The sequence below is a fragment of the Streptomyces sp. NPDC087310 genome (assembly GCF_044744405.1).
GTDB lineage: Bacteria > Actinomycetota > Actinomycetes > Streptomycetales > Streptomycetaceae > Streptomyces.
On sequence record NZ_JBIUYF010000001.1, the window covers coordinates 671642 to 693534 of the forward strand.

The following is a 21893-nucleotide window of genomic DNA, read 5'->3' on the forward strand; positions in this document are numbered from 1 at the left end:
CCGGGTCACCGGGTCACCGGGTGTGGGTGTCGGACCAGCCCAGCGGATACGGCTCCCCCTCGTCGCCCGGGACGGCGGGCTCCCCGCCCGCCTCCGTGAACGCCGTCAGCGCCCCGACCAGGTCCGCGCGCTGCCCGGGGGTGAGCCGCTCGACGATCGCCGAGATCTCCCGGTGGCGTACTGCCGTGACCCGCTCGACCAGGGTGTGGCCCTCGGGGGTGAGCGCCAGCACCGTCTCCCTGCGGTTGCCGGGGTTGCTCTCGCGGGTCGCCAGCCCCGCCGCGATCAGCCGGTCGAGCATGCGCATGGCGGTGGACGGGTTCACGCCGAGCCGTTCGGCGACCGAGACGAGCTTGGCGTCGCCGTGGGTGGAGAGGACCACCAGAAGGCGGAACTGGGGCAGCGTGACCCGCTCCCCCATCGCGGCGAGGGAACGGGCGGAGATGGCGACCAGGAGCCGGGACGCGGTCAGCACCGCGTGGGTCACCGCGTCGACATCGGCGGGGGGACGCCCGGCCCCGCCTTCTTGTTCGGCCATGCCTCTTTGTATCGCGCCGGTGACCGTTTCCGAGGGACCGTTTCATACCGTATCGACGGCGGTACACGGCCAGGACACAGCGGCCGAGGGCGCGGTACGGCGCCCTCGGCCGACTCCGCACTGCTGCTCCGGTCCGCCACGCACTACGATCTGGCCCCATGGGGGGACAGTCGCGCGGCCGCATCGGCCACATACGGCCCACGCGTCCCACGGCCTTGTTCAGCGCCGTGGCGACGCTGCTGGCCGCGCTGTTCCTCTGTCTGGGCACCGACACGGAGACGGCACCGGGCCACCACCGGGACGGCCCGGCCGTCACCGCCGCCGTGGCGGGCGGCTTCACCGTCGGTACGGCACAACCGCCGCACGCCGGCGAGTCCCAGTACGTCTGCCCGTACCGCGACGGCGACTGCGGGGTCCTCCCGCACCTGGGCGCGGCGGTCCTCACCGTGCCGCCGCCCGCCGCGGCGCCCGCCGTCGCCGTACAGCACCCGTACCTCGAACCGCCGCGCCCCACCGGCCGGGCACCCCGCTCCGGAGCGTTCCCCCGCGCGCCGGACCTTCACGTCCTTCAAGTACTGCGGACGTAGCCGGGCCCCGCACCCGCACCGTGTTCCACGCCTCGCGTCCAGCAGGCAGCGTTCCGCGATTCCGCAGCCATCCCCAGAAGTCAGAAGGACGAAAACATCATGGGTTCGAAGTCCCAGTCAGCCGACCGCAAGGCCCGAATAGAGGAGATGCGCCGTGCCGAGCGGGCCCGCGAACGGCGCAGCCGCATCATCACGATCACGCTGAGCGCCGTCGTGGTGGTCGGCCTCGTCGGCTTCGGCGCGTACGCGCTCAACAAGGAGTCCGACAAGAAGGAGGCGGAGAAGGCCGCCGCCGCGGCGCCCGTCAAGGAGGAGAAGTCCTGGGACGCCAAGAAACTGGGCCGCAACCATGTCACCGAGACCGTCAAGTACCCGATGACGCCGCCGGTGGGCGGTGACCACAACCAGGTCTGGATGAACTGCGAGGGTGACGTCTACAAGGAGGCGATCCCCGAGGTCAACGCGGTGCACTCGCTGGAGCACGGCGCGGTCTGGGTCACGTACAACGACAAGGCGTCGGACGACGACGTGAAGGCGCTCTCCGACAAGGTCGGCAAGACCCCGTACACGCTGATGAGCCCGGTCAAGGACCAGGACGGCGCGATCATGCTGAGCGCCTGGGGCAAGCAGGTGACGGTGGACAGCGCGTCGGACTCCCGCGTCAACCAGTTCTTCACCAAGTACGTGCAGGGCGAGCAGACCCCCGAGCCGGGCGCCGCCTGCACGGGCGGAATGGGCGCACAGTGAGCGGGGCGGCCCCGGAGGACGCCCCCCGGCGGTCCGTGACACGTACGCAGTGGGCGGCGATCACCGCCGTCGTGCTGGCGCTGGTCTTCGCCGGTACGGCCACGGTCGCCTCCGCCGCGCGGGACGACGGTACGGCGGCGGCCTCCCGTACGCCGTCGTCGGAGTCCGCGGACGCGGGCTTCGCCCGGGACATGGCCGTCCACCACCAGCAGGCCGTGGAGATGTCCTTCATCGTGCGGGACAGCACCGACGACGAGGACGTGCGCCGGCTGGCGTACGACATCGCCAACACGCAGGCCAACCAGCGCGGCATGCTCATGGGGTGGCTGGACCTGTGGGGGCTGCCCAAGGTGGAGGCCGGTACGGAGCCCATGGCCTGGATGGAGGGCACGGACGGCATGGCGGGGATGGAGGGCATGGACCACGGCGACGCGGGCCATGCGGGCCACGAGGCCCGCGACGGTTCGCTGATGCCGGGCATGGCCACCAGGACGGAGCTGGACCAGCTCCGCAAGGCCCGCGGCAAGGCGGCCGAGATCCTCTACCTCCAGCTCATGACCGACCACCACAAGGGCGGCGTCGCCATGGCGCAGGGCTGTGTCCGGCTCTGCTCCGACGGTACGGAGAAGAGCCTCGCCGAGGGGATGGTCGCGGCGCAGGAGTCGGAGCTGTCCCTGATGGCGGACCTGCTCGCGGAGCGCGGCGCGAAGGCGCGCGCCTGACGCCCGTCCGCGGCGCACCCGTCGCCCCGTCGTCGGGCCGGACCGTACGGCCTGACGGCGGGGCGCCGCCCGCTCCCCCGTTCGGGTGACTGCGGTCGCGTCACCCGAACGTACGCACGATGATGGTTCTGGCTCGGGGCGGACAGCGGCAGCACCGCACTCAGGAGGCTGAGCACCCATGACCACGGCCAAGGACATCATGCATTCCGGCGCCCGGTGGATCCCGGCGCACGAGACCCTGGACCGCGCCGCACAGCTCATGCGCGAGCTGGACGTGGGCGCGCTGCCCATCGCCGACTCCCAGGAGCGGCTGACCGGCATTCTCACGGACCGCGACATCGTCGTCGGCTGTGTGGCGCGCGGCCACGACCCGGCGCAGACGACGGCGGGCGAGATGGCGCACGGCACGCCGCGCTGGATCGACTCGGACGCGGACGTCGAGGAGGTCCTGAGCGAGATGCAGAGCCACCGGATCCGCAGGCTGCCGGTGATCGAGGACAAGCGCCTCGTCGGGATGATCAGCGAGGCCGATCTGGCCCGGCATCTCACCGAGATCCAGATCGCCGCGTGGGCGGAACAGGTCTACGCGGGCCGCTGACCACGGCCGCCCCGGATTCCACGGGCCCCGAGTGGCCCGCCCCACACCGGCACCCCGGGACATCGCGTCAGACAGACGATTACACTGGGCGGCGTGCCTCAACTACGCCTCGCTCTGAATCAGATCGACTCGACCGTCGGCGATCTCGCCGCGAACGCCGAGGCGATCGTGCACTGGACCCGGCACGCCGCCGAGCAGGGAGCGCATCTCGTCGCGTTCCCCGAGATGGCGCTGACCGGCTACCCCGTCGAGGACCTGGCCCTGCGGTCGTCCTTCGTCGAGGCGTCCCGGGCCGCCGTGCGCGCGCTCGCCGGGCGCCTCGCCGAGGAGGGCTTCGGGGAGGTCCCCGTCGTCGTCGGTTACCTCGACCGCTCGGAGTCGGCGCAGCCGCGGTACGGGCAGCCCGTGGGCGCCCCGCGCAACGCCGCCGCCGTACTGCACCGGGGTGAGGTGGTGCTCAACTTCGCCAAGCACCACCTCCCCAACTACGGCGTCTTCGACGAGTTCCGGTACTTCGTGCCGGGCGACACGATGCCCGTCGTCCGGGTGCACGGCGTCGATGTCGCGCTCGCCATCTGCGAGGACCTGTGGCAGGAGGGCGGGCGCGTGCCGGCCGCCCGGTCCGCCGGGGCCGGGCTGCTGCTGTCGGTCAACGCCTCGCCGTACGAGCGCGAGAAGGACGACACCCGCCTGGAGCTGGTCCGCAAGCGCGCCCAGGAGGCCGGCTGCACCACCGCGTACCTCGCGATGATCGGCGGCCAGGACGAGCTGGTCTTCGACGGCGACTCGATCGTCGTCGACAGGGACGGCGAGGTGGTGGCCCGCGCCCCGCAGTTCGCGGAGGGCTCGGTCATCCTGGACCTCGATCTGCCGGCCGCCGCGGCCGAGCCGGTGGAGGGCGTCGTCGACGACGGGCTGCGGATCGACCGGGTCGTCCTCTCCGAGGACCCGCTCCCGGCGTACGAGCCGGAGCTGACCGGCGGCTACGCGGACCGCCTGGACGACGACGAGGAGGTGTACTCGGCGCTGGTCGTGGGGTTGCGCGCGTACGCCGCCAAGAACGGCTTCCGCTCCGTCCTGATCGGGCTCTCCGGCGGGATCGACTCGGCGCTGGTGGCGGCCATCGCGTGCGACGCGCTCGGCGCGCAGCACGTGTACGGGGTGTCCATGCCGTCCAAGTACTCCTCGGACCACTCCAAGGGCGACGCGGCCGAGCTGGCGCGCCGTACCGGCCTCAACTTCCGTACGCACCCGATCGAGCCGATGTTCGACGCGTACATGGGGTCGCTCGGGCTCACCGGACTCGCGGAGGAGAACCTCCAGGCGCGGCTGCGCGGCACGATGCTGATGTCCCTCTCCAACCAGGAGGGGCACATCGTGCTCGCGCCTGGCAACAAGTCCGAGCTGGCGGTGGGGTACTCGACGCTGTACGGCGACGCCGTGGGCGCGTACGGCCCGATCAAGGACGTCTACAAGACGTCGGTCTTCCGGCTCGCCCGGTGGCGCAACCGCGCCGCCGAGGAGCGCGGCCAGACCCCGCCGATCCCCGAGGCGTCCATCTCGAAGCCGCCCAGCGCCGAGCTGCGGCCGGGCCAGGTCGACACGGACTCGCTGCCGGACTACGACGTACTGGACCGGATCCTGGAGCTGTACGTCGACCGCGACCAGGGCATGGACGCGATCGTCGCGGCGGGCTTCGACGCGGAGCTGGTGGCGAAGACGCTGCGGATGGTGGACACGGCGGAGTACAAGCGGCGCCAGTACCCGCCGGGCACCAAGATCTCGGCCAAGGGTTTCGGCAAGGACCGGCGGCTGCCGATCACCAACCACTGGCGCGAGCAGGTCTGACGCCCGGGGGCCGGGCCCCGGCCCCCGGATGGGGCCGGAGGTCCGGCTCAGACGCGTTCCGTCGCCCCGGTCGCGGCCGGTTCGGCCTGCGCGCCGCCCGAGGCGACGACGCGGGAGACCTCGGGCGCCAGGTCGTGGCCGCCCCGGCCGCCCCGGTCGAGGAGCCCCGCCGTGACGGCGGTCGCCAGGCCGAGGACCGCGAGGACCGCGCCGACCAGGGTCGGGGACATCCAGCCCCAGCCCGCCGCGATCGCCATGCCGCCGAGCCAGGCGCCGCCCGCGTTGGCGAGGTTGAACGCCGAGTGGTTCGAGGCCGAGGCGAGCGTGGGCGCGTGCTTGGCCTTCTGCATGACCAGCATCTGGAGCGGCGTGGTCGTCATGAAGCCGACCGCGCCCAGGATGACGACGGTCACCAGCGCCATCCACTGCACGTGCACCGTGAAGCGGAACGCGACCAGGACCAGCGCCAGGGTGGCGAGCGAGCCGTACAGGGTGGGGCGCAGCGCCCGGTCGGTCAGCGGCCCGGCCGCCAGCGCGCCGAGCGTCATGCCGATGCCGAAGAGGGCGAGGACCAGGGTGACGGAGGACTCCCCGAAGCCCATGACCTCGGTCGTCATCGAGGCGAGGTAGGAGTAGACGGCGAAGACGCCGCCGAAGCCGAGGACGGCGGTGGCGAGGCCGAGCAGCACCTGCCGGTTGCCGAGGGCGCGCACCTCGCGGCGGACGCTCTGCTGGGCGTCCACGGGTACGTACGGGACGAGCCGGGCCAGCGCGGCGAGCGCGACCAGGCCGATGACGGTGACCACGAGGAAGGTGGCGCGCCAGCCGAGGTGCTGGCCGAGCAGGGTGGCGGCGGGGACACCGACGATGTTCGCGACGGTCAGGCCGAGGAACATGGTGGCCACGGCGCGCGCCTGCCGGCCCTCGTGGACCAGCCGGGCGGCGACGACCGCGCCGACGCCGAAGAACGCGCCGTGCGGCAGCCCGGCGAGGACCCGGCCCGCCAGCAGCCAGCCGAAGCCGGGGGCGAGCGCGGAGGCGAGGTTGCCGACGATGAAGAGGCCCATCAGCAGCAGGAGCATCCGCTTGCGCGGGATGCGGGAGCCGACGGTGGTGAGCAGCGGGGCGCCGATGACGACGCCGATCGCGTACGCCGACACGAGGTAGCCGGCGGTGGGCACGGACGTTCCCAGATCGTCCGCGACATTGGGCAGCAGGCCCATCATGACGAACTCGGTGGTACCGATGCCGAAGGCGCTCACAGCGAGGGCGAGCAGAGCCAGGGGCATGACGAGACAACCTTTCGAAGGGGGTTCACGGGGGGTACGGGAGATTACTTAGTACCCCTGCGGAACAAAATGTCTCAGGCCCGGTATTCCGGCAGGTGAACACCGCGTTGCGTGCGATGCATCACTCAGCGCAGTTTGACCCGTGCCGCTATCGGCAGATGGTCGCTGTCCGTCCTGGGCAGGGTCCACGACGAGGTCGGCTCGACGTCCTTGACCATGATCTGGTCGATCCTGGCCAGCGGGAACGCGGCCGGCCAGGAGAAGCCGTACCCGTCGCCCGCCGCGCCCTGCGTGGAGCGCATCTGGGCGGTGACGGCCTTGAGGGAGCGGTCGTTCATCGTGCCGTTGAGGTCGCCGAGCAGGATCACCTGTTCCAGCGGCTCGTGGGAGATGGCCTCGCCGAGCGCGTCGGCGCTCTTGTCGCGCTGGTTGGCGGTGAACCCGGCGTGCAGTTTGACCCGTACGGACGGCAGGTGCGCCACGTAGAAGGCGACGGGACCCTGCGGGGTGGTCACGGTGGAGCGCATCGCGCGCACCCAGCCGAGCCGGATGCCGACCGGCTTGGTGTCGGACATCGGGTACTTGCTCCAGAGCCCGACGGTGCCCTGCACGGAGTGGTACTTGTACGTCCCTGCCAGGGCCTTCTCGTACGTCGTGACGGCGCTGGCCTTGAGCTCCTCCAGCGCGACGACGTCCGCCCCGGACTCCGCCAGCGAGGCCGCCGTGCCCTCCGGATCGGGGTTGTCCGCGTTGACGTTGTGCGTGGCGACGGTGAGGTCGCCGCCGCCGCCCGACTTGTCGGTGATGAGGCCGCCGAAGAGGTTGACCCAGACAACGGCGGGCAGCAGCAGGGCGATCAGCGCGGTGGCGGAGCGGCGCACGAGGCCGAGGACCAGGACCAGCGGGACGACCAGACCCAGCCAGGGCAGGAAGGTCTCGTTGAGGCTGCCGAGGTTGCCGATGGTGTTGGGGATCTGCGCGTGCAGGATCATCAACAGGGCGGCCAGCAGGGCGAGAAGGGCCAGCACGATGCCGCGCCGCCAGATGCCGGGATCCCGGCGCAAACGGTCCAGCAGGTCCCTGGCACGGGATCGGGAGCGGTGGTCCTCGCCGTCCGTCGTCACCGACTGAGCCGTGTACTCCTGCGTCATGTCCGCCCTCACTGCCTTGCCCGTGCGCGCCCACCACTGACCCTAGGGCCTGTTCCGTGCGGAACAGACCCTAGGCGATGAACGGACCCTGTCTCCGCCGTCTCCCGACGGCCGTACGGGGACAGGGACGAAGGGGCCGCCGACCCGAGTTCCTGTCACGGACGAATGGCCGGGAGCTGTGACAGAACGGTCATGGAACGCGACGGGGAAAGCGGGTGGGACCGGGGGCCGACACGGGTGTGACAGGTCTCACGGCCCGGGCGTTTCGCCCTGCGTGGACGGATGTGGCGGGCGTTTCGGGCGTTGCGGGTGCGGCGGGTGCGGCGGGCGTTGCGGGTGCGGGCCGACCCCCTGGAGCGCCGTACCGATGATCTGCTCGGCCAGGTCGTCGGGGAGCGGCGCGCCGGGCCGGTGCAGGGTGCGCATCAGCATCGGCCCGATGATCAGGTCGTTGACCAGTTCCGGGTCCAGGTCGGCGCGGAACTCCCCGTCGGCGATCCCCCGCCTTACCAGGGCCAGCGTGGCCGCGCGGCGGGGGGCGACGACCGTACGGTGGTACTCCTCCCAGAGCTTGGGGTGGCTCTTCATCTGGACGACGACGTTGTGCAGGATCACCGAGGAGCGCTGCGCGAGACCGCGCAGGCGCATGGCCTCCAGCAGGACCCGGAGATCGTCCCGCGCGGAGGTGCCGGGCAGTTCGGGGTCCTGCGGCTCGAACTCCCGCAGCAGGTCCAGGAAGAGCGCTTCCTTGCCGGGCCAGCGGCGGTAGATGGTGGCCTTGCCGACGCCCGCCGTACGCGCGATGCGCTCGATGGAGAGGCCGCCGAGTGGAACACCGTCCTCCAGCAGGGCCACGGCGGCTTCCAGGATCGCCCGCTCGACGGCCTCGCTGCGGGGCCTGCCGCGCCGGGGCTCCTTCTCGTCCCCATGGCTCTCCCCGTGGCTCTCATGCCCCGCGTGGCCCTCGTGCCCCCCGTGGTCCCGCTCCCGCACCTGTCCCGCCTCTCCGCCGTGCCCGTACACGGCGCCCGTTCGCCGCGATCGCACCGTGTCGATTCTCGTACACGGGGTGATCCGCGGGCGGCGGCGTGTCCAACTGCCGCCCCTACCCGCCGCCCCTACCCGCCGCTCGTGGCACCCGCGGGTTCGGCGGCGTCGGAGGTCCCGCCCGCAGCGCCGCCCGCCGCCTTCTCCATCGGGGGCCTGCCCGGCAGGAAGAGGGCCACCACCACGGCGCCCGCCAGCGCGACGGCCGCCGAGCCGAGGGCCGTGACATGCATGGCGTCCAGGAACGCGTCGTACGCGGAGCCGATCAGCGGCCGGCCCGCCGGGCCGAGCTTCTCCGCGACGGCGAGGGTGGCCTCGATGGACTCGCCCGCCGCGTCCCGCGCGGCGGCCGGTACGGCGCCGAGGTGCCCCTCGATCCCGCCCCGGTAGGTCGCGGACAGCACCGAGCCGAGTACGGCGATGCCCAGGGCGCCGCCGACCTGGCGGAAGGTGTTGTTGATCGCGGAGCCCGATCCGGCCTTCTCGCGGGGCAGCGCCTGCATGACGGCGACCGTGACCGGCGGCATGATGTGCGCCATTCCGGTGCCCTGGACGAAGAAGACCAGGCAGAGCACCCACACCGGGGTGTCCGCGTCGAAGAGCGCGAACGCCGCGAGGCCGCCCGCGACCAGCAGCATGCCCGCCGTACAGACCGCGCGGGCGCCGAAGCGGTCCACGACCAGCCGGGCGCGCGGCGCGAAGACCATCTGCGCGGCGGCCAGCGGCAGGATCAGCAGCCCCGACCGGAGCGCGCTGTAGCCGCGCACGCTCTGGAGGTAGAAGGCCGAGAAGAACGTCACACCCATGAGCGCGAAGAAGGCCAGCGCGATGGCGGCGACGGCCGCGGCGAACGCGGGCTTCCTGAAGTACGCGATGTCGATGGCCGGGTGGCTGCTGCGCTTCTCGTGCAGGACGAACGCGGTGAGCACGGCCAGGCCGCCGATCAGCGAGACCAGCACCGTGGCGTCGGTGAAGTCGGCGAGTTCGCCGCCGCGGATGATGCCGAACACCAGCAGGACGAGCCCGACGACGGAGAGCACGACGCCCAGCGGGTCGACCCGGCCCGGCGCGGGGTCCCTGGAGTCCGGTACGAGCAGGACCATCGCGATCAGCCCGACGACCGCGACGGGGACGTTGACCAGGAAGATCGAGCCCCACCAGAAGTGTTCGAGGAGCAGCCCGCCGGTGATCGGGCCGATCGCGATGCCGAGGCCCACGCTGCCCGCCCATATACCTATGGCCTTGGGCTGCTCGTCACGCTCGAAGACGTTCATCAGGACGGCGAGGGTGGCGGGCATCACGAACGCGGCGCCGAAGCCCATCAGGGCGCGGTAGCCGATGAGTTCGGCGGGCGATCCGGAGAACGCGGCGAGCGCGGAGCCGAGGCCGAAGACGGTGATGCCGAAGAGCAGCACCTTCTTGCGGCCGATCCGGTCGCCGAGCAGGCCGGAGGTGAAGAGGAGCCCGGCGAAGACGAGCGTGTAGGAGTTGATCGCCCACTCCAGCTCGCTCTGGGTGGCGCCGATGCCGGTGGGCGCGGGGGCGGCGATCGTCCTGACCGCCACGTTCAGGATCGAGTTGTCGAGTACGACGATGAGAAGGCTGAACATCAGCACGCCGAGGATGGCCCACCGGCGGCGGTGGATGTCCTCGGGTACACGGGGTGCGGGCATGCGGGAGGCGGCGCCTGGGGCGCCGGACGGTGCGGACATGGGATACAGCGTAAACGTGTTTCGATACGAGACCGTCTCGTATTGGAAACTCTTTACCGAGGGCGCCACCACAAGAGCGTGCGTCACTACAAGAGCGTCACCACGAGGCGTCACCATGGGGCCCCACTTCCCGTGCGGGTCCGGGGATGCCACCATGGAGGCGGTCCGGGGACACCGTCAGGGTGCCTCGAGATGACGAAAGGGCCTTCGGCCATGACTGCTCAACTGGCGCTCTACGGCGGCAAGCTCTCCCGCCGTATCTCCGTCCACGACATCACCGCTTCCAAGGAACGCGGCGAGAAGTGGCCCATGCTCACCGCCTACGACGCGACGACCGCGTCCGTCTTCGACGAGGCCGGCATCCCGGTCATGCTCGTCGGCGACTCGATGGGCAACTGCCACCTCGGGTACGAGACCACCGTGCCCGTCACCCTCGACGAGATGACGATGCTCTCCGCCGCCGTCGTACGGGGCACCAAGCGCGCCCTGATCGTCGGCGACCTCCCGTTCGGCTCGTACCAGGAGAGCCCCGTGCAGGCGCTGCGCAGCGCCACCCGGCTGGTGAAGGACGCGGGGGTCGGCGCGGTCAAGCTGGAGGGCGGCGAGCGCTCGCACGGCCAGATCGAGCTGCTGGTGCGGGCCGGCATCCCGGTGATGGGGCACATCGGGCTCACCCCGCAGTCCGTCAACACGCTGGGCTACCGGGTCCAGGGCCGGGGCGAGGAAGCCGCGCAGCAGTTGCTGCGCGACGCGAAGGCCGTCCAGGACGCGGGCGCCTTCGCGGTCGTGCTGGAGCTGGTGCCGGCCGAGCTGGCCGCCGAGGTCACACGGGTCCTGCACATCCCGACGATCGGGATCGGCGCCGGGGTCGAGACGGACGCGCAGGTGCTCGTCTGGACGGACATGGCCGGGCTGACGAGCGGCAAGGTGCCGCGCTTCTCCAAGCAGTACGCGAACCTGCGGAAGGCGCTCGGCGACGCGGCGAAGGAGTTTGCCGAGGAGGTCGTTGGAGGAACGTTCCCTCAGGAGGAGCACACCTTCCACTAGGCAGATTCGGCCGGAGCCGAACCGCCCCGGTCCGGCTCCGCCCCCAGACCACTGCCCGCACGACGACAGCCCGCCGATCTTCCCCCGTCGGCGGGCTGTCGAGCGCCCGGCACCTGGATGTCGACGAGTTATCCACAGGCTGTCGGCGGCTTGTCGGCGGGTTGTCGGTGGCGGATGCTCTGATGGGGCACATGACGAAATTCGGCAAGAACCCCAACGGCGGCCGGGCCGGCAACGCCGTCGAGGTACGGGGGCTGGTCAAGCAGTACGGCGGACCGCAGGGCACCCGGGCCCTCGACGGCGTCGATCTCGATGTGCGCGAGGGCACCGTGCTCGGCGTCCTCGGACCCAACGGCGCGGGCAAGACCACCCTCGTCCGCATCCTTTCCACGCTGGTCGCGCCCGACGCGGGCACGGCCATGGTCGCCGGGTACGACGTACTGCGGCAGCCGCGCCAGTTGCGCCGCAGGATCGGCCTCACGGGCCAGTACGCCTCGGTCGACGAGAAGCTCTCCGGCTGGGAGAACCTGTACATGATCGGGCGGCTGCTCGACCTGTCCCGGGCGGACGCCCGGCGCCGCGCCGACGAGCTGCTGGAGCGCTTCTCGCTCACCGAGGCGGCGAAGAAGCCCGCGATGCAGTACTCGGGCGGCATGCGGCGCCGGCTCGACCTGGCCGCGTCGATGATCGGCCGTCCTTCGGTGCTCTACCTGGACGAGCCGACGACGGGGCTCGACCCCCGTACGCGCAACGAGGTATGGGACGAGGTGCGGCGGATGGTCGACGAAGGGGCCACCGTCCTGCTCACCACCCAGTACATGGAGGAGGCCGAGCAGCTCGCCGACGAGCTGACGGTCATCGACCGCGGCCGGATCATCGCCAACGGCGGGGTGGACGAGCTGAAGGCGAAGGTCGGCGGCCGGACGCTCCAGATCAGGCCGGCGGACCCGGCGCAGCTCGCCGCGATGGCGCGGGCGGTCTCCGAGAGCGGTCTCGACGGGATCTCCGGCGTGCAGCCCGTGCCCGACGAGGGACTGCTGTACGTGCCGATCCTGAGCGACGGCCAACTGACCGCGGTCATCGGCCTGCTGGCCGAGCGCGGCTTCGCCATCACCGACATCGGGACCCACCTGCCCAGCCTGGACGAGGTGTTCCTGGCCATCACCGGCCAGAAGACCTCGTCCGTGCCCCCGTCCGACACCACACCCGAGGAGGTCGCGGCATGAGCACGACCGACACCACCGTCACACCGCCCGCTTCGGGCGCCGCCTCCGGCGCGGCCGTCGCCACCTCCCCCGCCGGCTCCGGCGGCCCCGGCTCCCGGGCCGTTCCGGCCGCCGGTTCCGACGAGGGCCGGATCGGGCTGCGGGCCAATCTGCGCCACATCGGCGCGCTGGTGCGCCGCAACGCCCTGCAGATCAAGCAGGACCCCGAGTCGATGTTCGACGTCCTGCTGATGCCGATCATCTTCACGCTGCTGTTCGTGTACGTCTTCGGCGGGTCCGTGGGCGCGAGCCTCGGCGGCAGCCGCGAGGACTACGTGAACTACGTGGTCCCGGGCCTCATGGCGATGATGGGCATGAACATCGCCATGGCCGTCGGCACGGGGGTGAACGACGACTTCCGCAAGGGGGTCATGGACCGGTTCCGTACGATGCCGATCGCCCGCTCCTCCGTACTGATCGCGAAGATAGTCGTGGAGATCGGCCGGATGCTGGTCGCCATAGCGATCCTGCTCGGCATGGGCTTCCTGCTCGGCATGGAGATCAAGACATCGGTGCTCGACCTGGGCGCCGCCATCGGTCTCTCCCTGGCGTTCGGCGCCTCGCTGATGTGGATCTTCATTCTGCTGGGACTCACCATGAAGACGGCACAGGCCGTCCAGGGGGTGGCCATGCTCGTACTGATGCCGATGCAGTTCGGTTCCTCGATCTTCGCCCCGCCGTCGACGATGCCCGGCTGGCTCCAGGCGTTCACCGACTACAACCCGCTCTCCAACCTCGCGGACGCCGCCCGCAACCTGATCAACGGCGGCCCGGTGGCGCACTCCGTGTGGATGACGCTGGGGTGGGCGGCGGCGATCACAGTGGTGACGGCTCCGCTCGCGGTGGCCAAGTTCCGTAAGAAGTCATGAGGTGAGGTGCGGCCCGGGTTCAGACGAGGGCGACGGCCTCCTCCAGCGAGAGGCCGGCGCCCTCGGCCCGCGCCGCGTCGAACGCGGGGCCGTCGAGAACGGCCCGGGTGGCGTCCTCGGCGGCGGCGAGCAGCTCCCGCTCCAGGGTGTTACGGAAGTGCCCGGCGGGGAGCAGCGCCTCGTTCGCGCCGATCAGCCGGGCGGCGTCCAGGGCCCGGCCCCCTGCGGCGGCGGGGAGTCCGCTCAGCGCCCAGGCGGCCGTCAGCAGGTGCCCCACGGCCATCTCGGGCGCGATCATCAAGGACAGCGGGGTCAGCGCCATCCCCAGGGCCACGCGCACGCCCGTCAGCGCCTCGGCGAAGTGGCCTTCCTGGCAGTCCAGCCAGGCCAGGCCGCTCCGTACGAACCCCTCGAACGGGTCCAGGGACTCGTTGCGGAACATGCCGAGCAGCACCGTCATCTGTTCCCTGGCCTCGTCGCGGCGTCCGGTACGCCCCAGCCGCAGCGCGAGGAAGAGCCGGGCGCCCACCACCGCCTCGTGCCCGCCGTCCCGCTCGCCGAGCAGCACATCGCGCAGGATCCACTCGCCCTCGTCGCCCGCGCCCGTCTCGAACATCGTCCCGGCCAGCCGGGTGCGCAGCAGGGCCACCTGGCTGAGCGCGCCGAGCCGTTCGGCGTGGCCGACGGCCGCCGCGTAGTCCTCGGCGGCGGGGGCGTACTCGCCGCGTTTCTCCCGGGCCTCGCCCCGGGCGGACAGCGCCTCCGCGGTGCCCCAGCGGTCGCCGAGCCGGTCGTAGATCTCCAGGCTGCGATCGGCGTCCGCGCGTGCGTCGCCCGCCCATTCGGCGCGGTTGGCGAGGACGTTGGCCCGCATGTGCAGCGCGCCGGCCAGTTCCCATTCGTATCCGAGCTCCTCGCAGGCGCGCACGGTCCCGTCGAGCGCCACCCGCAGGCCCTCGGCGTCCCCGGTGAGCATGATCGCGAAGAACCAGAGGGTGGCCGGGAATCGGCAGGTCTGCGGGAGCCCCGGCCGGTAGACGGTGGACACCACACCGAGCCAGGCGATCCGTTCCGGGGAGAGCCAGTCGCCGTCGTCGTGGTCCATGTTGACCATCTCGACCAACCGCACCTGGCGCCGCGCCTCCTGGAGCAGGTCGGGGGACATCGGCGGCGGCGCGTCCGTGCAGCGGGACAGGATCGGCGGGGCGGGCTCGCCGGGCGGGGCGAACGGATCGGGCCCGAGGGCCGAGGCGGCCTGCGTCCACTGGCGCGCCTCGGCGCGCAGGTCCAGCATCTGCCAGAACCAGACGAGGGAGAGGACGAGAGTGAGCGCCTCCTGCTCGTCGGCGGCGGCCACGGCGCGGCGCAGGGCGGTGCGCAGGTTCTCGTACTCCTGCTGGAGCAGCCGGATCCCGGCGACCTGACCGGGACCGCGCAGCGTGATGTCGGTGGTGCGGGCCAGCTCCCGGAAGTGGACGAGATGGCGGCGCTCGGCGGCGGCACGCTCGCCGCCCCCGGACTCCCCCGACTCGCTCGACTCACCGGAGCGGTCCGCCTGGTCGAGGCGTTCGGCGGTGTACTCGGCGACCGTCTCCAGCAGCCGGTACCGCATGGTGCCGTCCGGCGCGGGTCCGGCGACGACGAGGGACTTGTCGACGAGGGAGCCGAGCAGCCCGGCGACGTCCCGGGCATCGACGACGGGCGCCGACGCGCGTGCCCCCGGGCCGGCGGCCGGGCGGGCGCCGTCGGCGCAGACCGCCTCGGCGGCCGTGAGGTCGCAGCCGCCAGCGAAGACGGAGAGCCGCCGCAGCACGGCGCGCTCCTGGGCGTCCAGCAGGTCCCAGGACCAGTCCACGACGGCGCGCAGGGTCTGCTGGCGCGGCAGTACGGTCCTGCTCCCGCTCGTCAGCAGACGGAAGCGGTCGTCGAGCCGGTCCGCAATCTGACGTGGCGTCAGCATCCGCAGCCGCGCCGCCGCCAGCTCGATCGCCAGCGGCAGACCGTCCAGCCGGCGGCAGATCTCCGCCACCGCCCCCGGGTCGTCCGCCGGGTCGAACCCCGCCCGTGCCGCGCGCCCGCGCTCCGCGAACAGCCGGTGCGCCGGGTCCGGCGGCAGCGGCTCCACCGGGCGCACCACCTCGCCCGGCACCCCCAGCACCTCCCGGCTGGTCGCCAGGACGGTCAGCCCGGGGCAGTGCGCGAGGAGTTCGTCGGCGAGGGAGGCCGCCGCGCCGATCACGTGCTCGCAGTTGTCGAGCAGGAGGAGCATGCGGCGGCGGGCGCAGTGCTCGGTCAGCCGGGCGAGCGGTTCACCGGCGTGCCGGTCGGCGGCGCGCAGTTCCTCGGCGCCGGCGCCGCGCAGTACGGCCTCCCGCGCGCCGAGAGCGGTGAGGACGGCCTCGGGGACCGTCGCGGGATCGTCCACGGGGGCCAGCTCGGCGAGCCAGACGCCGTCGGGCCAGTCCTCGGCCATCAGCTCGGCGGCCTCCTGCGAGAGCCGGGTCTTCCCGGCCCCGCCGGGGCCGAGCAGGGTGACGAGCCGGGCGCCGCCGAGGTCGCTCCGTATCGCCTCGATGTCCGTCTCGCGCCCGACGAAGCTGGTCAGCCGGGCGCGGAGGTTCCCAGGGCGTACGGGCGCGGGGGCGAGCGGCGGAACGGGGGTGCCGGGGCCGTGGGCGGGGGCGGGGGTGCCGTTGGTGAGGGGGCCGGCGGGTATCTCCGGTGTCTCCGGGGGGCGTGGGGCCCTGCGGCCCGTCCCCTCGCTCCCGCCGCTCCCGCCGTGCAGCAGCTCTCCGTGCAGGGCACGCAGCTCCGGGCCCGGGTCGGTGCCCAGCCGGTCCGCGAGGGCGCGGCGCACCTGCTCGTAGGCGGCCAGCGCCGCCGCCGGGCGCGCCGCGTCGCGCAGGGCCCGGATCCGTAGCGCCTGGAGGGGTTCGTCGAGCGGGAACTCACCGCAGAGCGCGGCCAGTTCGGGCAGGGCCTCGTCCGCCCGGCCCAGCGCGAGCGCGGCCGTCAGCCGGGTCCTGCGGGCCTCCATGCGGCGGGTCTCCCAGCGGGCCGCCTCCGTCGTACGGTCGGGGAGGTCGGCCAGCGCGGGCCCCCGCCAGAGCGCGAGCGCGTCGTCCAGCAGGTCGGCCGCCTTGGCGGCGTCGCCCGCCTCCAGCGCCTGCGCGCCCTCGCGGGCGAGGGAGCCGAAGCGGTGGAGGTCCACGTCGTCCTCGTGGGCGCGGAGCAGGTAGCCGCCGTTCTCCGAGGTCACGGCCGAGGCGCCGAGGACCCGCCGCAACCGTCCGACCAGCGCCTGGAGCGCGCCGACCGCGTCGGCGGGCGGATCGCCGTCCCAGACCTCCGCGACGAGCACGCCGACCGGGACGGTACGGCCCGGCCGCAGCGCCAGCACGGTCAGCAGCGCGCGCAGCCGGGCGCCGCCGAGGGCGGCGGGGGTGCCGTCGGCGTGCTGGGCAAGGGTGGGGCCGAGAATCCGGTAGCGCGGGCGCATGGGCCCATTGTCCTGGACGGCGCTCACCGGGACCGCCCCGCATGCGGTGACACCGGACGCCGGGGGCCCACGAGGAGCCCGGCCCGTCCGTCGCGGGCGAGCACCCCGCCCGTACCGTCACGCCCGCCCGTACCGTCACCCGCGCCCCAACCGTCACCCCAGCCCGTCGCCCCGCTGCCGCCCCTTGCCCCGGCCTCGTCCTGCCCCCGGCCGTCCTGCCGCCCGTCGTCGTACGGGATCGTCCACAGCGCCATACGCCCAGCCTCCCCGGAACCGTGCCCGGGGGCGAGACGTTTTCCGCGTGTCGGACGTTCGGGAAGAGTCGGCGGTACGGTCGGGGAGGTCCCGGGCCGTACGGTCCTGCCACGCCCGCCCGCCGGACCAGCCCTCCCCGGGGAGCCCACCCACGACCACGGAGCCCCAGCTATGACCAGCGTCACCTCCCGCCACGGCGACCGCCGGATCTCCCCCGTCTTCCTGGGCATCGTCGCCGTCACGGCGGTCACCGGCTGGGCGGTGTGGACGGACTTCGCCGCGGACATCAGGATCGGCGTCTTCCTCTTCGTCACGGGCGCGTGGATCACCTCGCTCTGTCTGCACGAGTACGCGCACGCCCGCACGGCGCTGCACAGCGGCGACATCTCGATCGGCGCGAAGGGCTATCTGACGCTCAACCCGCTCAAGTACACGCACGCGCTGCTGAGCATCGTGCTGCCCGTCATCTTCGTGATCATGGGCGGGATCGGGCTGCCGGGCGGGGCGGTCTTCATCGAGCGGAACCGTATCCAGGGCCGCTGGAAGCACAGCCTGATCTCGGCGGCCGGGCCGCTGACGAACGTGCTGTTCGCGATCGTCTGCACGGCGCCGTTCTGGCTGGACGCCCTGTCCGGCGTCCCCCTCGGCTTCCGTTACGCGCTCGGCTTCCTCGCCCTGCTCCAGGTCACGGCGGCCCTGCTGAACTTCCTGCCGGTGCCGGGCCTGGACGGGTACGGGATCATCGAGCCCTGGCTGTCCCACAAGTTCCGCCGCCAGGTGGAGCCGTTCGCGCCGTTCGGGCTGCTCGCCGTCTTCGGCGTCCTCTTCATCCCCGAGGTGAACATCGCGTTCTTCGACGGCATCGACGCGCTGCTGCGGGCGCTGGGCGTCTCGGAGCTGGAGACGTACTGCGGCCGGAACCTCTACAGCTTCTGGACGAGCCGGCAGGAATTCGTGTGCGGGCCGGTCGGGTAGCGGTGCAGCGCGGTCCCTACGGCTGGGCCGCCGCCCGCTCCGCCTTCGCCTTGCGTACGTAGTACCAGGCCATGTTGGACGAGAGCCCCGCGAGCAGCACCCACACGACACCGAGCCAACTGCCCTGGGCGAAGGAGACCACGGCCGCGGCCACGGTCAGGACGCAGACGGCGAGGGCGTAGAGAGCGAGGCGGGGCATGCGGGTCGGCTCCTGTCGGGGGCTTTCCGGGCCGGTGGACCGGGCGAACCGGCCAGGACCCGGGGGTCCGGGATGGACCGGGGGGCGTTGTACGGCCCCAGTCTCCCCCAGACCCGCCCGGCGGCGCACGCACGCCCCACACGCACCGGCCACCCACCGGCTGCCGACGGGCCACCGACCCCGGCCACTGACCGGCCGCTGATCGGCCACTGACGGGCGCGGGCTACCCATCGGTAAGGGTGCGCGTCCACACCATGCGGCAGGGAACGGAAGGCAGAGTCCTCGGTTTTCGGGGCAGAATACTTGGCCCCTGCGCTACCTGACGGGGGTCCGCGCGACCGCTAACGTCAGCGCGTGAGCCTCTGGACTTCTCTTGAGCCCGCGTCCACCACGGTGGCCCCTGGCGAAACGACCACCGTGCGGCTGCGTATACGCAACACCGGTGATGTCGTCGACGAATACCACTTCGTTCCCGTCGGTGATGTTGCCCCGTACATCACCGCCGAACCCTCTTCCCTCCGACTTTTCCCGGGGACCACGGGCATCGTCGAGCTCACCTTGTCACCGCCCCGTACCCCGGACGCGACCGCCGGGGCGCATCCGTACGGGGTGCAGGTCGTCCCGACGGAGCACCCCGAAGCCACCACGGTCGCCGAGGGCAACGTCAGCTTCACCCCCTTCACGGAGGTGCGGACCGAGCTGGTCCCGCCGACCGTGAAGGGATGGTTCCGCGGCCGGCCCAAGCTGGCCATCGACAACCTCGGCAACACCCGCCTCACCGCCTCCCTCTCCGGCAGTGACAACGGCGACTCGCTCTCGTACGAGATATTTCCCGCCAGCGTGCAGATCGAGCCGGGCCGCGCCGCGTTCGTGGACGCGAAGCTCAAGCCCCGGCAGATCATCTGGTTCGGCCAGAAACAGGAACGGCCGTACACCCTGGACCTTCAGCGATCGGGAACCACTCGGCTGGAGACGGAAGGGACGTACGTACAACGGGGCTTCCTGCCGCTCTGGCTCGCCACCCTGCTGAGCATCCTCCTCGCGCTGGCGATCACCTTCGCCGTGCTCTGGTTCGCCTACAAGCCCGCGCTGCGCAGCCTCGCCCAGGAGAAGTCCCAGTCGGCCGCCGTGCGTGCGATCCCCCCGGCGGAACCGTCGAAGCCGCCGAGCCTGCCCTCGGCCGAACCGCCCGCCCCCGCGCCCCCCACTCCTGAGCAGGAGTCACCGGCCGCGGAAGAGGACAGCGGGAAGTCGGGCGGCGGCGAGAAGGAGGAAGAGGAGCCGGCCGAGCCGGTGGAGAACACCGCGGCGGTCGCCGTGACCAAGCTGAACGAACGGACCCCGGGCCGGCACATCTGCTACCGCGCCTACGTGCGGGGCACCGGCTGGCAGGACCCGGTCTGCGACGGCCTCACATCGGGTACGGAGGGCCAGGACCGGCCCATCGAGAGCATCAACATCGCCGTGTCCGGCACGGACCGGGTGAGCGCCAACGGGTTCATCGAGAACACGGACTGGGAACCGAAGTGGAAGAGCGTCGAGAACCTGAAGGACCTGTACATCGGCACCCCGGACAAGGACGTGTTCATGCGGGGGATGGCGATCAGCGTCGGTGAGGGCAGCGTCTGTGTCACCGCGCGGGTCCAGAGCCAGGAATGGCTGGAGAAGGCGTGCACCGAGCCCGGCGGTTACAAGTTCGGCGGCACCTTGATCAAGGATCTGGCTCTGGAAGCCTTCAAGCTCATCGTGTGACGGCGGGAACCCGAGAACCCGGGAAGCCGGGAACCCGGGAACCCGGGAACCCGGGAAGCCAAGAAGCCGAGAAGCCGAGAAGCCGCAAAGACATGAGCTGAACGCCTGATGCCGGCCCGCCACCGGGCCGGCATCAGGCCGTCGCGGTCACGACCACGTCTCCGGCCGACCACGCCCCCGGCTACGCGCCCGGCTGGACGCCCTTCGACTGGACGTCCTTCGGCTCGACGTCCGTGATCCGCAGCCCCGCGTGCGCCTTGTAACGGCGGTTCACCGAGATCAGGTTGGCCACCAGCGACTCCACCTGGTGGGCGTTGCGCAGCCGCCCCGCGAAGACCCCGCGCATGCCCGGGATACGGCTCGCCAGCGCCTGGACGAGGTCGGTGTCCGCGCGCACCTCGCCCAGCACCATCACATCCGTCTCGATCCGCTCGATCTCCGCGTCCTGGAGGAGCACCGCGGAGAGGTGGTGGAAGGCGGCGGTCACCCGCGAGTCGGGCAGCAGGGCGGCGGCCTGCTCGGCGGCGCTGCCCTCCTCGGGCTTCAGGGCGTACGCGCCCTTCTTGTCGAAGCCGAGCGGGTTGACGCAGTCGACGACCAGCTTGCCCGCCAACTCCCCGCGCAGCGCCTCCAGCGTCTTGGCGTGCCCGTCCCACGGCACGGCGACGATGACGATGTCGCTGCGGCGCGCGCAGTCGGCGTTGTCGGCGCCCTCGACGCCGTTGCCGAGTTCGGCCGCCGCCGCCTCGGCCCGGTCGGCCGCCCGGGACCCGATGATCACTTTCTGTCCGGCGCGCGCCAGCCGGTAGGCGAGCCCCTTGCCCTGCGGCCCCGTACCGCCCAGCACACCGACGACCAGCCCGGAGACGTCAGGGAGGTCCCACGGGTCCTTGGCGGCGGGCCTGGCCGCGGGCTCGGCGGTGGGCTCGCCGGTGGGCTGGGCGGGCTGGTTGGGCGTGCTGCCACTCTCTGTTGAAGTCATGGTCAGACTCTACGGGTCGGTAACCGGGCTCCCCGCGGCCCCGTTCGCCGGTCACAGGGGTCCCGGCAGCCCCGTTCGGGTGAGAGGGGCCGAGACCCGCCGCGCCCCGCCCCGCACTGCGGCAGGATGCGGGCCCATGGATGCCGTACGCGTCGCCCTGCTCCGCGAAGTCCTCACCGGTACGCAGTGGCCGTCCGCGACCCGGCGGTTCGCGGGGGCGCTGCGCTCCTCCGTCGTGCCCCAGGGCGGCGGGCTGCTGCTGGTCGGGACCGAGGCGTACGAGCCGTGGCACCTCGCCGCGCACCTCGTGGACGAGGCGGCCTGGTCGGGCCAGCCGGAGCTGAACCCCACCCTCGTACGCCACCGGGTGCTGCCCGGCGATCCGGCCCATCTCGCCGTCGGGCTCGGCCGTCTGGAGGCGGCGGGCCGGGGCGAGACGCTGCTCGTCGTGGCGCCGGAGCGGCCGGACGGCGGGCTGCTGGAGCGGGTGCACGACGCGCGGCGCGCCGGGGCGACGGTGCTGTCCCTGGACGGTGGCGACGCGGATGTACGGGGGCTCGCGCATGACGCCCTGACGGTGGCGGCGGCGGACGCGGCGCAGGGCGTGGACCTGGACACCGTGCAGCATCTCGTGGCCGCCGCCACCGGCGAGAACAGCCTGCCCGCGCCACGCGGCCGGCGCCGCTTCCGGGACCGGTTGTCGCGGCTGGCGGACCAGTTGACGGCGCCGCCGCCCGCCCGTTGGTGAGTCGCCCGGCACGCCCCGCCGTCGTCGGGTGAGCCGTCCGGCCGCCCCCCTGGGCCGCCCAAT

At 72.4% G+C, this 21893-nt stretch carries 20 protein-coding genes; 11 read left to right on the top strand and 9 right to left on the bottom strand.

Going from position 1 to position 21893, the window contains the following annotated elements; genetic code table 11:
- Window positions 1-13 precede the first annotated feature (13 nt).
- Window positions 14-538 (bottom strand): MarR family transcriptional regulator, encoded by a 525-nt coding sequence (locus tag ACIO3P_RS02535; RefSeq protein WP_329825900.1) that lies wholly within the window; start codon window positions 536-538, stop codon window positions 14-16.
- A gap of 158 nt (window positions 539-696) precedes the next feature.
- Between ACIO3P_RS02535 and ACIO3P_RS02540 the strand changes: the two genes are divergently transcribed.
- The 5 genes from ACIO3P_RS02540 to ACIO3P_RS02560 all read left to right on the top strand — a co-directional run bounded on the left by ACIO3P_RS02540 (window position 697) and on the right by ACIO3P_RS02560 (window position 5040).
- Window positions 697-1125: a hypothetical protein gene (locus ACIO3P_RS02540; RefSeq protein WP_401788217.1), complete on the top strand. Its 429-nt coding sequence runs from the start codon at window positions 697-699 to the stop codon at window positions 1123-1125.
- A 99-nt stretch (window positions 1126-1224) separates the two neighbouring features.
- The gene (locus tag ACIO3P_RS02545) at window positions 1225-1872 is read left to right on the top strand and encodes a DUF3105 domain-containing protein (protein WP_329825898.1); all 648 of its coding nucleotides are present in this window, start codon (window positions 1225-1227) and stop codon (window positions 1870-1872) included.
- A 35-nt stretch (window positions 1873-1907) separates the two neighbouring features.
- Window positions 1908-2594 (top strand): DUF305 domain-containing protein, encoded by a 687-nt coding sequence (locus tag ACIO3P_RS02550; protein WP_401850460.1) that lies wholly within the window; start codon window positions 1908-1910, stop codon window positions 2592-2594.
- 178 nt (window positions 2595-2772) lie between these two features.
- Entirely contained in the window at window positions 2773-3192 is a 420-nt protein-coding gene (locus tag ACIO3P_RS02555; protein WP_329825896.1) for a CBS domain-containing protein, read from the top strand.
- 93 nt (window positions 3193-3285) lie between these two features.
- Window positions 3286-5040 carry an NAD+ synthase gene (locus ACIO3P_RS02560; protein WP_329825895.1) on the top strand — a complete coding sequence of 585 codons (1755 nt, stop codon included), beginning with the start codon at window positions 3286-3288 and terminating at the stop codon, window positions 5038-5040.
- A 47-nt stretch (window positions 5041-5087) separates the two neighbouring features.
- Here the strand turns inward: ACIO3P_RS02560 and ACIO3P_RS02565 are convergent, their stop codons facing one another.
- The 4 genes from ACIO3P_RS02565 to ACIO3P_RS02580 all read right to left on the bottom strand — a co-directional run bounded on the left by ACIO3P_RS02565 (window position 5088) and on the right by ACIO3P_RS02580 (window position 10239).
- Window positions 5088-6329: an MFS transporter gene (locus ACIO3P_RS02565; protein ID WP_329825894.1), complete on the bottom strand. Its 1242-nt coding sequence runs from the start codon at window positions 6327-6329 to the stop codon at window positions 5088-5090.
- Between the two features lie 125 nt (window positions 6330-6454).
- Entirely contained in the window at window positions 6455-7480 is a 1026-nt protein-coding gene (locus ACIO3P_RS02570) for an endonuclease/exonuclease/phosphatase family protein (protein WP_329825893.1), read from the bottom strand.
- A gap of 249 nt (window positions 7481-7729) precedes the next feature.
- Window positions 7730-8527 carry a TetR/AcrR family transcriptional regulator gene (locus ACIO3P_RS02575; RefSeq protein WP_401850461.1) on the bottom strand — a complete coding sequence of 266 codons (798 nt, stop codon included), beginning with the start codon at window positions 8525-8527 and terminating at the stop codon, window positions 7730-7732.
- Window positions 8528-8598: 71 nt separating this feature from the next.
- Complete coding sequence (locus ACIO3P_RS02580) at window positions 8599-10239, bottom strand: MFS transporter (RefSeq protein ID WP_401850462.1); 1641 nt, start codon at window positions 10237-10239, stop codon at window positions 8599-8601.
- A 213-nt stretch (window positions 10240-10452) separates the two neighbouring features.
- Between ACIO3P_RS02580 and panB the strand changes: the two genes are divergently transcribed.
- The 3 genes from panB (at window position 10453) to ACIO3P_RS02595 (ending at window position 13420) form a co-directional block, all read left to right on the top strand.
- Window positions 10453-11286 carry a 3-methyl-2-oxobutanoate hydroxymethyltransferase gene (gene panB, locus ACIO3P_RS02585; protein ID WP_329825890.1) on the top strand — a complete coding sequence of 278 codons (834 nt, stop codon included), beginning with the start codon at window positions 10453-10455 and terminating at the stop codon, window positions 11284-11286.
- Window positions 11287-11468: 182 nt separating this feature from the next.
- Entirely contained in the window at window positions 11469-12512 is a 1044-nt protein-coding gene (locus tag ACIO3P_RS02590) for an ATP-binding cassette domain-containing protein (RefSeq protein ID WP_401850463.1), read from the top strand.
- On the top strand, window positions 12509-13420 hold the full coding sequence (locus tag ACIO3P_RS02595) for an ABC transporter permease (protein WP_329825888.1): 912 nt from the start codon (window positions 12509-12511) through the stop codon (window positions 13418-13420). The genes ACIO3P_RS02590 and ACIO3P_RS02595 overlap by 4 nt, the downstream gene beginning before the upstream one ends.
- 19 nt (window positions 13421-13439) lie before the next feature.
- On the opposite strand, the gene ACIO3P_RS02600 is transcribed toward ACIO3P_RS02595, so the two are convergent.
- Together ACIO3P_RS02600 and ACIO3P_RS02605 are read right to left on the bottom strand one after the other, a co-directional pair.
- Complete coding sequence (locus ACIO3P_RS02600) at window positions 13440-16919, bottom strand: AfsR/SARP family transcriptional regulator (RefSeq protein ID WP_401850465.1); 3480 nt, start codon at window positions 16917-16919, stop codon at window positions 13440-13442.
- Window positions 16920-16942: 23 nt separating this feature from the next.
- A complete protein-coding gene (locus ACIO3P_RS02605) occupies window positions 16943-17173 on the bottom strand; it encodes a hypothetical protein (RefSeq protein ID WP_329825886.1) in 231 nt (76 codons plus the stop codon).
- 172 nt (window positions 17174-17345) lie between these two features.
- Between ACIO3P_RS02605 and ACIO3P_RS02610 the strand changes: the two genes are divergently transcribed.
- Window positions 17346-18149 (top strand): site-2 protease family protein, encoded by an 804-nt coding sequence (locus tag ACIO3P_RS02610; protein WP_329825885.1) that lies wholly within the window; start codon window positions 17346-17348, stop codon window positions 18147-18149.
- Between the two features lie 16 nt (window positions 18150-18165).
- Here ACIO3P_RS02610 and ACIO3P_RS02615 read toward each other — a convergent pair whose 3' ends face one another.
- Complete coding sequence (locus ACIO3P_RS02615; RefSeq protein WP_401788239.1) at window positions 18166-18348, bottom strand: hypothetical protein; 183 nt, start codon at window positions 18346-18348, stop codon at window positions 18166-18168.
- A 354-nt stretch (window positions 18349-18702) separates the two neighbouring features.
- On the opposite strand from ACIO3P_RS02615, the gene ACIO3P_RS02620 reads away from it, so the two are divergent.
- Window positions 18703-20100: a hydrolase gene (locus ACIO3P_RS02620; RefSeq protein WP_401850467.1), complete on the top strand. Its 1398-nt coding sequence runs from the start codon at window positions 18703-18705 to the stop codon at window positions 20098-20100.
- A 181-nt stretch (window positions 20101-20281) separates the two neighbouring features.
- On the opposite strand, the gene npdG is transcribed toward ACIO3P_RS02620, so the two are convergent.
- Complete coding sequence (gene npdG, locus ACIO3P_RS02625) at window positions 20282-21082, bottom strand: NADPH-dependent F420 reductase (protein WP_401850469.1); 801 nt, start codon at window positions 21080-21082, stop codon at window positions 20282-20284.
- A 136-nt stretch (window positions 21083-21218) separates the two neighbouring features.
- Between npdG and ACIO3P_RS02630 the strand changes: the two genes are divergently transcribed.
- The gene (locus ACIO3P_RS02630) at window positions 21219-21830 is read left to right on the top strand and encodes a hypothetical protein (protein WP_329825881.1); all 612 of its coding nucleotides are present in this window, start codon (window positions 21219-21221) and stop codon (window positions 21828-21830) included.
- Window positions 21831-21893 lie beyond the last annotated feature (63 nt).